Genomic DNA, 13,274 nt, shown 5'->3' with positions numbered 1-13,274 from the left:
AACTCTTCGGGATAAGGCTTGGGCACAGCGACATCCTTCCCACCAGCCCCATAGGGCAAGCCAGTTCAGATGTCACCCGATCGTGCGGCAGACCCGTGCTGCGGCCGACCAGGCCGGCCAGAACCTCTTGCGTGTAGCCGCGACGCTTACGGTAGAACGCGATCCGCTCTCCGATGCTGAGGTGATCTCCGAGACCACGCATGCGTTGCTGCCTCCCGCTGTCGAGTAGGGGCGCCCTTCACGGTACCGATCAGGCGACAGGTCAGGGAGGGCGCTGCGCTCATCGCCGAAGCTAGGTTCTGATGCTCAAACGATGGGAGCCCGGACAAAATGTCCTGGCTGCCATCAAGCACGCTCCTGGACCGAGCGCCACTATGGTTCCCGCAGGGCGATACGACTTTCCCTGCTGCATCAAGGCGGCTCGCTTCGCTCACCGCGCGCGGCCCGGCCCCCGGCCGGGCCTGCGCTCCTGCCTCCGTCCCGCTCCAGCCCGGCCGGCGTCCGTGCCGCGCTCAGAGCAAGCAGTCGCCTGATGCCAGAGAAGGGGTACGTCGCGGCTGGGGCGGTCGGCTCCACGGCTTTAGCCACCTCCGCGGTCCGGGTCCCGCGTCGGGCAAGACCAGGGGGCCACTCGCGCACATTGCGGGCAGGTCCAAAGCCTGCCCGAGTTGCCAACCAGCGTACGGCCCCCTGATCAGGCCCGACCCCAAACCAGGCAGGCCACCGGCCAAACCCGCTCCGCCGACCTAAGATCGCTCCGAAAAGCAGCGTCTTGGGCCAAACGCCCTGCGCGTGGGTCGGAGCCGCTTGAGGTATGCCCTGCGCACGGTTCCCTCTCCGCCATAAACGCCTTACGGAAGTAGGTAAGAGTGTCAAGTAAGCCGACTGTCGTCGTTGATACCTCATGTTTCTACTCTGACCTTTCACTAGAGAATGAGGCGTGGAAAACTCTGCTGCTGCAGTCCAGTCAAGGGAAGATCGCTCTATGGGTTCCCGAAATCGTCATCCGAGAAACCATACGCCATTACAGCCGCAGTCTGGACGAATCGATCCGAAGCATGCGCACCGGCCTTGCTCCTTTGCGGGCGCTCCGTCTAGATGTTGACCTTCTCCCAGCACATAAAGACCTTGAGAGCTCCGTGCGCGAGAAGGCCGAGGGCTTTGAAGGACGCCTCAGGGCGAAACTAGGCGCATCCAAAGTCCGCATCCTACCACTACCTGAAGTTTCACACGAGGAATTGATAAACCGCGCGCTACTCGAGAGGAAGCCGTTCCGAAACAAAGGTGTAGACCCGGAGAAGAGAGGACCCGACGGCTACCGCGACACTCTCATTTGGATGAGTGTAGTTGAAGCATCCAGAGACCTGGAAAGTAACGACCTACTAATTGTCGTTACGAACAATCATAAAGACTTCTGCGACCGAGACGACGAAAACCTTAGTTCCGATCTACTGGCAGACCTGCGAGTACCGCACCCTACGATCAAGCGAATCAAGAACCTTCAAGCACTGCAACCACTAGTCGCCGACTCATTGAGCCCCGACACCTCCACCATTCCACCTATGATCGAACTGAACACTCGTACACGCCATGCGGTTATCGGGGCATGTGAAGAGCTACTGGGAGCCCGCGTAGCGAACCCGGAGTATGAGTGGTCCGATAGCCTGCAATTCGAGGATATCGACTTGCCGAGCACATTGCGATCAATAACGATTGAGAACGTGCAGCCCAAGATCGAGACCATCGAGCTATCTTCTTATGGAAGCTACGATTCAGGTAATGCCCTAGCCATCTTGACTGTGCAAGCTCAGGTGCAATTTGACGGCTTTATGGATAAGTCCGTCTATTACGACGAGGAAAGCGAAGTTGAGTTGCATGATGGCGAATGGAACAATCACACGGTGTGGGCATTTGTCGAACGAGATGTACAACTAACGTTCCACGCCACCGTCGACGGCGCCACAGGGAAGATTGAATTGACCTTCGAGAGGGGCGGTCCTGCCCTGTGACAGGCCTGCTGACAGACACCGTGTGGGCCAGACCCGTGCCGTACACAGCTACCAGAGACACGGAGAGCCACGGCTCGCCCAGCTTGCAGCGCTTCCACCATGCTGAGGGGCGGGTCGGAGCTCCACTACCTCAAGCCCACACCCATCGCCGCACGTCACGAGCCTGACACATGAACGCAAGCATGCCGAGCGCTGCAGCCAGCACCTGCCACCCTACGCCTCACGCAGGGACGAGAAGCACGCAACGACTCAACAAAGGTGCCCCTAGGATGATATGACGGTCCCTCACGCCAGTGATCGACAGCACGAGCAGGACCTACAGGGGGCCGGCCAGGATGGCCTACATCGACGATGTCTTAAGCAATCTCGGCGACCAGGACGCAGCGCAGGTCATACGGGCCGAACTAGCACGCATCCGGGACCGGCAACAGTTCGGCATCTTCTTTGAAAGGCACTTGCCCGAGCACACCGCGCTCCCGGGTACGCCGGTCGTGGCTGGAGCCCGAGTGATGCGGCGTGATCGGCTTGGCGATGAGGGTATTTGGCAGGTAACAGCAGTTCAAGGTGAGACTGCATACATCAGCGAGTCGAGCAGTAGCGAAACCACATTAGCTGTACCTGTCGGGGACCTGATGCCGGTCGCCGTCTTTGGTGAACCACTCTATCCGGGGCTTCAGTCCGTAGCCCGCGTCGAGAATGGGTCCCCCGAGGGCGCTTGGAGCGCGGTCATCAATGCCGAGAACCACCATGCCCTTGAAACCCTAAGGTACACGCATCGTGAGAAGGTCGATTGCATATACATCGACCCCCCATACAACACGGGGGCTCGCGACTGGCGCTACAACAACGATTACGTAGATGGCCAGGATGGCTACCGTCACAGCAAGTGGCTTGCATTCATGGAACGCCGCCTGCTGCTCGCCAGAGATCTACTGAACCCCGAGTCTTCAGTGCTGGTGGTTACGATCGACGCTAAGGAGGTTCACCACCTCGGGTGCCTCTTGGAGCAGATCTTCCCGACTGCTGTACGGCAGATGGTCACCATCGTCATGAACCCTAACGGCTCACCACGGGCATCTGAATTGTCACGGGTTGAGGAATTCGCCTTCTTCGTCTTCATAGGTAATGCAGTTCCCTCACGTGTAGCCGATGACCTCTTGGGTGAACAGGGACGGGAGCCCGAACAGCCTATCGCCGACGTCGAAAAATTGGAGAAGAAGGTCCGTTGGGAGTGGCTGTTGCGTGGCGGAGTCAACTCGAATTCATCGCGTGTCGATGTTCCGACGTGGTTCTATCCTCTGTATTTGGACCCAAAAAAGCGTCATATAGTAGGCGCGGGAGAGCCCCTCGCACCTGATGAAGACTGGCGTACCGTCCCGGCTCCACCTGGAATCATCCTGCTATGGCCGCTGAAGACAGACGGGAGGGAAGGCATTTGGCGAATGCGCCGCGAATCTTTCCTCCGGAAACTAGAGGCTGGCCATGTTCGTGTTGGCCAGTACAACGCCAAGCGCGACCGGTGGTCAGTACTGTATCTCCCTGATCGCCTAGCCAACATGATAGACACTGGCGAACTAATCCTGACCGGCCGGGATGCGAACGGGGTCGTGCAGGTTGAATACAATGGAACCCCGCGCATCCGGACAGCCAAGACTGTCTGGAACCGTCTTTCCCATGCCGCGGGGAAGCACGGTACGGAACTCGTAAAGGCACTTACCGGGCGCCCATTCCCCTTTCCCAAATCTCTCTACGCCGTAGTCGATGCACTGCGTATCGCGGTAGGAGATAAGCCGGACGCTGTAGTACTCGACTTCTTTGCGGGCTCCGGTACCACGGGACATGCGGTTGCCAAGTTGAATGCAGAGGACGGCGGGCGCCGGCGCTTCATCCTGGTGACGAACAATGAAGTAGGCCCGGAGCAGGCAACGGCTCTACGCGCGGCTGGTCACGTTCCTGGCGACCCTGCTTGGGAAGAGCAAGGCATCGCTGAACATATTACGTGGCCTAGGGTCCGAGCCGCTATCACCGGACGCAATCCGCAAGATAGGCCCGTACCAGGGGCGTACCTGGATGGTACCTCCATGGCCGATGGATTCCATGAAAACGTCGAGTTCTTCCGCCTGGCGTACCTGGATCGCGACTCTGTAAGTCTTGGTCTCGCTTTTGAGGCTATTGCCCCTCTGCTCTGGCTAAAGGCTGGCGCTACCGGCTCACGGATCGACCGCGTAGATGCGACAGGGTGGGCCCTTCCGGAGGGTGCAACCTACGGGGTGCTCTTCAACGCAAGTAGGGCGAGATCCTTTGTGCGATCCATTCAAAGTCGGCGCGAAGTGAGACATGCCTTCATAGTCAGTCGATCGGCTGCAGTTTTCGCACAAGTGGCTGCGGAACTCCCGACAGGGGTGGAGGCGGTACATCTCTGGGATGACTACCTAACGAGCTTTGAGATTGGCACCGTCGATGTAGCAGAAGAGGAGGCAGCGTGAAATACGCACTCAAGGACTACCAAGAGGCAGCTGCCGGCGAACTGCTCACTGCACTTGACCGGGCTAACGAAGAGTACAAGAAGTCAGGCGAGCATCAGTCGGTCTCCCTAGTGGCTCCTACCGGAGCAGGTAAGACGGTAATCGCGACAGCAGTCGTTGAGCGTCTCTTTCATGGTGACCCTGAGAGTGGAAGGCCAGCGCTCGACGGCGCTACGGTGCTCTGGGTAACCGACGACCCTTCGCTGAACATACAGACGCTTCGCAAGATGTACTCCGCTTCGTCCCTTCTGCACGCAGGCCCTCAACTGCTCACGATTGACGGGGCCTTCGATTCCGAGTTCCTTCCGCCCAATACCGTGTCGTTTCTGAACATCCAGAAACTGCGTCGCGGTTCCCTCTATGAACAGAGTAGGACGGACCGGCGACGATGGTCGCTATGGGACACAATAAGTAATACCTCGCGTAGCCGTGGCGGTCGGTTCTTAGTTGTGATTGACGAGGCGCATCGCGGCACGGGCAATGGCTCAGATCGTCCAACGATCATCAGCCGGATCATTTCCGGGGACCCGGATCGCCAAAGAGCTGCGGCACCCGTCGTGTGGGGCATTACGGCTACTCCGGAAAAGTTTCAGCAAGCGATGGCCGCCGCACGGAAACCCTCACGCGTTCAGCGAGGGGTGAATGTCGACGTCTCTGACGTGCGTGCGTCCGGTCTTGTGAAGGACATCATCGTCCTACACAATCCCCAGGGGGGCCCAGCCGCGGACACGGCTCTTACCGTGGAAGCGGTCCGTGCCGTGCGCGAATACGAGGCTAAATGGGCGACCTACGCGGAGTCGAATGACGAAGAGGCCCCGATACCGATCCTCGTGGTCCAGGTCAAGGCAAAGGTATCCACTAAGGAAGTCAGCGACCTAGTAGCCTCCTTGAAAGATGCCTGGCCTGGCTTGACAACAGACAGCATCGTTCACACCTTCGGCGAATGGGACGGCGTCGCGCACGGCCATATTGCCCTTTCAAGCGGGGCTGCCGTACGTTACGTGGAACCGCATGCTGTCCAGGATGACCGCAGAGCCCGTGTCGTACTCTGCAAAGAAGCGATTACTACAGGCTGGGACTGCCCCCGAGCCGAAGTTCTGTTGTCATTTCGCACCGCGCGCGATGCGACGTATATCGCCCAGCTTTTGGGGCGCATGGTGCGAACTCCACTTGCTCGCCGAATCGACGATGATGAGACGCTGAATACTGTTGCCGTCTTCCTGCCATACTTCGATACAAAGCAAGTTGAAGCTGTGGCCGCGGCCTTCCACGAGGGTGCGCAGTCTGAAGATGTCGGTGCATCCGAGGCGGTTACATCGCTGATCACGTGTCCACGGAACCCGGCAGTGTCCGAGGACGTCTGGGAGACGGTTACCGATCTGCCCACGTACACCAAGCCGGCGCAGCGAAGCCGCTCAAACATCACGCGCCTCCGAAAGCTTGCGCACCTTCTTGCCTATGACGCCATAGACGAAGATGCTCCCATGCAGGCCAACGAGGTGATGTTGGGCGCCATGGCGGGCCGTATCGAATCGTTGCGGGCAACCGGAGAGCTTGACCGGGTAATCAGAGCGACGACCACAGTGCGCATGACTGCAACCACGCACGACCTCACGACAGGTCAGACCAAGGTTATCGAGGGCGATGCAGTGCCCCTCGATCCCCGAGGAGTGGAGCGGGAGTATCGCAGGGCTTGTCGCCTTTGGCCTGACCAGATCGCAGACGAGTACCTAGCCCGTGGCTACGAAAGTCATCGCGATCTCACAACAGCTAAGGGCGAAATTATCGCGCTCACGAAGGACCCAGATGCGCTTGGTGCGGTCGAGTCCACGGCAGCAACTTACGTGCGAGAGTTGGATCGCAAGTACCGACGCCGTATCGACGCCCTACACGCCGCACGACGCGCAGAGTACGACGAACTGAGGGAACAATCTGCGAGCGCGGAAGAAACACGCTTGATTCTTCCAGATGCCGTGACTGCTCGGCCGTCAGAGAACGCATCTAGTGACCCACTTCATCTCTACGCGAGTAAGGCTGATGGCCTCTATCCCCACACAGTGAATGGATGGGAACGAGAAATCCTGGACGCTGAACTGGCGGACCCAGAATTGGTGGGATGGTATCGCAATCCGTCATCTGGAAGGCGCGCATTGCGAATCCCCTACGTCGATTCTGCAAAAAACGCAGTCTACCCTGACTTTCTTTTCTTTCACCGGAGCTCTGGTGGTGAACTATCGGTTTCCATCGTTGACCCGCACGGGACCCACCTTGCGGACGGGGTGGACAAGCTTCGTGCCTTGGCGGCGTACGCGCAGCAGCACGGAGAAAAGTATGCTCGGATCGATGCAGTAGCGAAGGGACAGGATGGGAGGCTACTGCGTCTCAACCTTGTCAGAGTCGAGGATGCTGCCGCAGCACTAGCTGTTCAGCAGGTGAGCGAGATTGAGGACCTTTTCGAGAGGCTAGGAACGTTGTATTGCTGACAGGAGTCGTCGCTCTCCTGGTAGCCCGTAGAGCCGCGGGCCTAGTTCCGAAGCATGGGGGCCAGCTCCTTGTCCGCCGTCCCATGGCCTCAGCGTGGGACGGCAGTTGTTGATTGACAACTGTGCGACGGAGGAAGACTGCGGTGGCCAGGTGACATCTGAAGCGAGTCGAGCTGATGGCTCGGAAGGCTGCGGGGGTATCAACTTCTCTCTCGGGGATCGGGCCTGATGCAGGTTCGGGTGACGGATGCGGTCACGCGGCCTGGAGGGCAAGCTAGTTCAGATATCACCCGATTGTGCGGCAGGCCCATCTTCAGCAGGCTAAGCTTCGCGGGAAACCGTCAGACTTTGGCTGGGAAGTGACCTGAATGGACCGTCCAACCCAGGCGTTCATCGACAGGATCAACCACGGCCCGGCCGGGCTTCTGCTTGGTCAGAGCCATCTGCGCCTTGGCGGCCTGGACGACCCACTCCTCTCATTGGCACAGAAGAAACTCGGCGGGGACGTCGACGGCTACGACGTTCTACTCACGGCAGGCGATGCCGGGCCTGGCTTCGCCAACTGGCTTGAGGAGCGGTGCAACCAGCTTGCTCCATCCGAGCAACTGGACGTCATCTCGGACTACCCGTGGGTCGGAGTGTGGTCCTCGGCCATCGACAGTATCTGGCCGAGCGTGTTCGAGAAACCCTGGCGAGAGGTTCAGCGGATCTTCAGCGAGCGGTATAAGCCCACCGATCCCCGCAACCGGCGCCGGCTCCACTGCACCTACCTCTACGGATGCACGGCCAGAACAGAGCCGGACGAGCGGTTCCCGGCATCCAGGATCGAAAAGCTGAAGCGGCGGACCGTGGCAAACGCTTTGGCCTACAGGATGGTTGAGACACTCGGGCCGCTCGGCACCCTGGCCATCGACGGGTACACCACTGGCGACTGGCTAACGGTCGAAGATCTAGCCGGCCTGGTTCTCCAGATGGAGAGCGGACAGTGTCATCTCTTCTCCGCCACGGACGAGCTGCTGAAGCACCCAATGCTGGCCGAGCTGGCAGCTGACGGGTACCTAGTGGTCCACGACCAACCACTCGCCCTTGTGTTGGAAGAGGGCCTTTCTGCGGGGCTCATCACCACAGACCCCCTCGTCGAACAAGGTGATCTCCAGCGCCTCGTCAGCTTCGGCGGCGGCAGTCACTCGGTCCCCCGGGATCTATGGGTACCGCTGTCTTCGAATGCCCAGCTGCTTAGCGAAGCCGTGCTCGTCACACCGGCTCCCGTCTCCGCGGATGCCCGCTACTCCGCATTCCGCCACTTCCTCGGCTCGTCACCGGCCAGCATTGACTGGGAGGGGATCGGGCGGGGTTTCGCGTTTCACCGGGATTTCGAGCGACGCATCGAGGAGGGAGTCCTGAATCGCGCCGCACGGCGAGAGATCTCAGACCGGCCGCTCGTCCTCCACGGGGGGACCGGGACGGGCAAAAGCGTGGCACTCGCCAGCGTGGCGTATGCCCTCGCCAGCCGCCGCCGGTACCCGGTGATACATCTCGGCCAGAGTGTCGGTACCTCCGCCCTGCCCGCCCTGGACGCCTTCTGTCAGTGGGCCGAGAGAGAAGGAGCGGACAGTACGATCATCATCTGGGACGCGATGCGGGATATGGACTGGTACGCGGATATCGCCCGACGGTTTTCCGGACGTGGACGCCGCGTAGTCCTCGTCGGTAGCAGCTATCGCATTGACGTAACCAAGATCCCGTCGAAACGCCGTAAGGACTACGTCGAGGCACCCGCTGTGCTCATGGCCGATGAGCCACGACGTATAGCGGAATTTCTGACCGCGCTCGACGAGAGCCTGGCCCAGATTGTCGAGCGCAAGCTCAGCCTGGAAGCAAGCTTCCTCGCGTTCCTCTATCGCCTGCTCCCGCCGACCCGGGCAACCGTCCGTAGAGGTGTTGTCCGCGAGTTGGAGCAAGTCGAGCGGAACCTGGTCAAACGGGCCTCCCGGCCGGATGTCAAGGACAGTCCAAAGACGGCGCTGGGCTATGCCCTGTTGAAGGCGGGCCTCATTCCCCAGTTGTCCCTTGACAGCGTAGCCGCCAACACTACGGATTCTGAGAACTTCACGGTCGTGGAGGAATTGACGGCGCTTGTCATGGTCGCCGGCCAGTTCGGGCTGTCCGTGCCACTGGAGCTACTGATCCGAGCCACCGGAAGGCCGGGCTACTTCAACGTCGCCCGCCTTTTCGACGAGGTTGATCTGGTGCGCTGGGAGGAGGACCACGAAGGGAACTTTAGGCTGGGATCCCGAAGCCGTCTGGAGGCCCAGCTCATCGTCACCAGTCGGCTCGGGACCACCGCTCGCGAGCTGGACTACGCACTGCGCCTGGTCGTTGAGGCTCGCGGTTCGGAGTATGCCATCTCCGGTGCTCGCGAGATCGATTTTGTCGCCGACCTGGTCCGAGCCATGGGTGCCCAGGGCCCCGAACCCCTTCGTTACCGCAAGGAATTTCCACGCATCTCCGATGCACTCCGAGAGTTGCGCGAAGAACGCGGGCTAGAGAATCCCCGGCTGATGCTGCAGGAGGCCAACCTACTGCGGGAATTCGCAATATGGTCACGCAACAACCAGCACCAGGAGGAAAGCACCCACAACCTGCCACAGGCGGGCGCGGCGCTACGGACCGCGGCAGAGGTCCTGCACATCGCTCTTACCCAGTTCCGGCCCGATGCGCTGTCTCCACTGAGGAGCAAATTGCGGGTCGAATTGGCGTCCACCTACGCGGCCCAGGCTCAGATCATGAGCAGTGAACACCGGACAGCCGAGCAAGTCGATTTCTTCGAGCGAGCGAAACAGGAGCTCGCGCTAGCACGAGAAGAAGAGCAGGACAGCTTCTACCCTCTCGACGTCCTCGCATGGTCAACCCGCGACGTTCTCGATTCACTGAGCGACGAAGGCCGCTCAGAGGCGATTGTGGACGTTCTCAGCGCCTTTGAGGCGCTGTCGCCCGAGGATCTCGATCCCAGCCAGGTCCAGAACTACCACAGGCGTCGCATGGAGTTCGCCACCAAGGCCAACAACCTCAAGCTGGCGGATGAGGCTTTCCAGGCACTGGTCGAACGCGGGTCGGGGGCAGGCGTATATCTGAGGGCTCGGGCGATCGCGTCCATACCTATCAAGGGGACGCTTGATTCATCGACGCACCAAAGGATCTCTCATGCCCTGGACTATCTCGCCACGTACGAGGAGCTGGTATCCGGGGACAGCAGATGTCTCAATTTGAGACTGGATCTCTGGTGGCTACACAATGCGGGTAAGCGCCTGTTCGGCGACGAACGGGAGTGCCTGCCATTCAACCAGGAGCAGTGGCAGGAGGCACTCCGACTAATCCTCGCAATCGAGGACGCCGGGCCCAATTACCGGGACATTCCCTTGTCCTTCATCCGCGGCATCGCGGAGTTTCATCGAGGGGATCTCGGTGCTGCCTTCTCAACTTTCTCCGACCTCGAGACGCGGTCCGACGAGGTCAGGGGACGGCGGCGGATCATCCGTTCCTACCTCGCGTCGGACAGCCACGGAAACCCTCAGCTGTTCAGCGGCGAGATCGCCCGGCTCTCCAGCGACCTACGCCGGGGCGAGGTCTACATCGAGAGCTTGCGCCGACGTGTGAAGTTCATTCCATCGGAGTTCAGGGGCCGCGAACTCAAATCCGGCGCCAACCTCGGCAACTTCCATATCGGCTTCAACCTACTGGGCATCATCGCCGATCCCGAGTCGTTCCTCCACACCCGGCGACAGGAGCGCTGACCCTGTGTCAAGGACTGCGAACACTCCTAAGGATCAGCTGGTGGAGTTTGTCCGGCTCCGCGAGCATATCGATGATCTGTCCCGCGCACTGCTCGCTAGCGCCACCCCGGTGTTCGGAACCGTCTCGCTGCCGACCCCTAACGTCGACGCCGCGCCAGAACTTGCATTCATCAGAACCGCGAGCTGGCTCTACAGCCATTACAAAGAAGCCGGGAGAGTCGGCGTCAAGTTCCTGATGGACCGGCCAGCCGTCCAGAACCTGCCGGAGATACGCGCACACGAGCGGCTCGTGCACGCGCTTCGGACGTGGTCGCAGCACACCATCAACCCGGCGTCGGGCAATCACGACCGGGGGATCCTCAAGACCTGTTCTGACTGGTTCGAAGAGGCGTGCGCCGTTCTGCTCCCCAGCTCCGACGAGGACTGGAGACGGGCCCTCTACGTCCTGCTGGGCGAAGCCTGTGAATTCGTTAGCCAACTCACCAAGCAGGTCGAAGACATCAGGGCTGACGACGCACGCGCCCAGATATGCCAGCAATGGGAGGACCGGATCTCGCGCGACTGGCCCGCCCACCGCTTCCACGAGATCGTCTCCACTGTAGCGAGCGACATGGGACGGAACACTGTCGACCCGGTCGCGCTGTTCAGACGGAGCGAGAACGAGATAAGGAAGGTCCTGAGGATTACGAACGAGTCGGATCTGGAATTCGCCGCCCGTCAGTGCATCGAACGCGTGCTACTCACCGAAGTTTCCAAGCTCCTGCCCATCACTGGAAGAGACATCATCGACACGCTCGGAGTGGAACCGGGTCAGAAGGTCGGTGAGTTGCTCCAGGAGGCGCGGAAGATCTACGAGGAACACCAGTGCACACGTGACCAGCTGCTCGACCGGCTAGTTCCCCTGGTCGGCTCGGCCTGAGTTCTCCTCCGCACTTCTCACCGGTGAAGGCCACCGTCTGACCGCCCGCGGGCGTCATTGATCTTGTGATGGGTGGGCTCATGGCCGGCGGCCGAGGCTAAGCCAGCCCGCGTTTTCGTCGTTAGGCTCGGTTCGCGGCCGCGCCCTATTTGTGGACAGAGACGCTGCTATCAGGACGCAGCGAAGCTCTGACCAGGGCATACGTCCCATCGGTGAACGGCCTCCGGAGCCATGTGCGCAGGTTCAGCGAGGCAACACGTGCACGCACTGCCGGGAGCCAATCGGGGAGCCAACCGAGGCGTCCGACGGCGAACGAACCCGAACCTACGCGGGCAGTCGCGCTGCCCGGGCGCAGGTGGGCCACCGGGTTCCTCCCCCTCTTCCTGAGCCCCCGGTTAGTCCGGCCTTAACGGCACCATAAGGATCTCCTCCAGCCGCCTCCAGCAGGCGATTTCGCGGTTTTCTGGGGCTAGCTTCGGATCACCCCCACGGCTTCCCGCCCCGCCGAAGGACCGTCTTTTCCGAGGAGTTCCGCATGCCCGCACGCGCCCGCCGCATGCCCGCACGTGCCCGCCGCACGGCCGCCGTCGTCGCCGTGCTCGGTCTGCCGCCCCTCGCCCTGACCGTGCTCGCCGCCGCTCCGGCGTCCGCGCACGGTTCGATGGGCGACCCGGTCAGCCGTGTCTCGCAGTGCTATGCGGAGGGCCCGGAGAGCCCGAAGTCGGCCGCGTGCAAGGCGGCCGTGGCGGCCGGTGGCACGCAGGCGCTGTACGACTGGAACGGCATCCGGATCGGCGACGCCGCCGGACAGCATCGGAAGCTGATCCCGGACGGCAAGCTGTGCAGCGCGGACAACGAGGAGTTCAAGGGCCTGGACCTGGCCCGCGCCGACTGGCCGGCGACGAGCGTGCACGGCGGGGCGTACACCTTCAAGTACCGGGTGACGGCGCCGCACAAGGGAACCTTCGAGGTCTATCTCACCAAGCCCGGTTACGACCCCGCCAAGCCGCTGGCCTGGTCCGAGCTGGATCTGGGGCACCCGGTGGCGAGGGTCACCGACCCGGTCGCCTCGGGCGGCTTCTACACGTTCTCCGGCACGCTTCCCGAACGGTCCGGCCGGCAGCTGCTGTATGCGATCTGGCAGCGCTCGGACAGCCCGGAGGCGTTCTACTCCTGCTCGGACGTGGACTTCGGCGGCGCCGGCGGGGGCAGCACCGGCACCGGGCCCGCTCCGGCCGCCTCCGCACCCTCGGACCGGCAGATCGCGGACGGTGCCGACAGGTCGACGATGCGGCACCAGGGTCACGGCGGCGACACCGCGGGCGCACCGGCCCAGCAGCCCGCGCGGCAGCCCTCGTCCGCGCCCAACGCGCCCGAGGTGGCCGGTACTTCGCGCGACCTCGCGGAGACCGGTGCCTCCTCCGGCACCACCTGTGTCGCGATCGGCGGCGCGGCGGCGCTGGCGCTCGGTTCGGCGGCGCTGTTCCTGTCGGTGCGGCGGCGTGCCACGGGTGGCACCCACCGCCGCTGAGGTTCCGGGGCCT

At 61.6% G+C, this 13,274-nt stretch carries 7 protein-coding genes; 6 read left to right on the top strand and 1 reads right to left on the bottom strand.

Annotated elements, in window-relative coordinates:
* Window positions 1-202: hypothetical protein (locus tag ACWDEN_RS39610; RefSeq protein WP_450862780.1), on the bottom strand; the 202-nt coding region annotated here is incomplete at its 3' end.
* 667 nt (window positions 203-869) lie between these two features.
* On the opposite strand from ACWDEN_RS39610, the gene ACWDEN_RS39605 reads away from it, so the two are divergent.
* The 6 genes from ACWDEN_RS39605 to ACWDEN_RS39580 all read left to right on the top strand — a co-directional run bounded on the left by ACWDEN_RS39605 (window position 870) and on the right by ACWDEN_RS39580 (window position 13,261).
* A complete protein-coding gene (locus ACWDEN_RS39605) occupies window positions 870-2,009 on the top strand; it encodes a PIN domain-containing protein (protein ID WP_450862778.1) in 1,140 nt (379 codons plus the stop codon).
* A 293-nt stretch (window positions 2,010-2,302) separates the two neighbouring features.
* Window positions 2,303-4,495, top strand: a complete 2,193-nt coding sequence (locus ACWDEN_RS39600) for a DNA methyltransferase (protein ID WP_450862776.1) — start codon at window positions 2,303-2,305, stop codon at window positions 4,493-4,495.
* Window positions 4,492-7,017 (top strand): DEAD/DEAH box helicase, encoded by a 2,526-nt coding sequence (locus tag ACWDEN_RS39595; RefSeq protein WP_450862774.1) that lies wholly within the window; start codon window positions 4,492-4,494, stop codon window positions 7,015-7,017. Before ACWDEN_RS39600 ends, ACWDEN_RS39595 begins: the two co-directional genes overlap by 4 nt.
* A 368-nt stretch (window positions 7,018-7,385) precedes the next feature.
* Window positions 7,386-10,811 carry a hypothetical protein gene (locus ACWDEN_RS39590; RefSeq protein ID WP_450862772.1) on the top strand — a complete coding sequence of 1,142 codons (3,426 nt, stop codon included), beginning with the start codon at window positions 7,386-7,388 and terminating at the stop codon, window positions 10,809-10,811.
* Between the two features lie 40 nt (window positions 10,812-10,851).
* Window positions 10,852-11,730, top strand: a complete 879-nt coding sequence (locus ACWDEN_RS39585) for a hypothetical protein (RefSeq protein ID WP_450862770.1) — start codon at window positions 10,852-10,854, stop codon at window positions 11,728-11,730.
* 556 nt (window positions 11,731-12,286) lie between these two features.
* The gene (locus ACWDEN_RS39580) at window positions 12,287-13,261 is read left to right on the top strand and encodes a lytic polysaccharide monooxygenase auxiliary activity family 9 protein (protein ID WP_450862787.1); all 975 of its coding nucleotides are present in this window, start codon (window positions 12,287-12,289) and stop codon (window positions 13,259-13,261) included.
* Window positions 13,262-13,274: the final 13 nt, after the last annotated feature.

The organism is Streptomyces sp. NPDC001153, from assembly GCF_053598315.1.
This window is presented reverse-complemented; position numbering and strand designations above follow the sequence as displayed.

Coding starts and splice junctions, on each gene's coding strand:
- ACWDEN_RS39590 (WP_450862772.1), top strand. CDS start 7,386: ATGGACCGTCCAACCCAGGCGTTCATCGACAGGATCAACCACGGCCCG.
- ACWDEN_RS39580 (WP_450862787.1), top strand. CDS start 12,287: ATGCCCGCACGTGCCCGCCGCACGGCCGCCGTCGTCGCCGTGCTCGGT.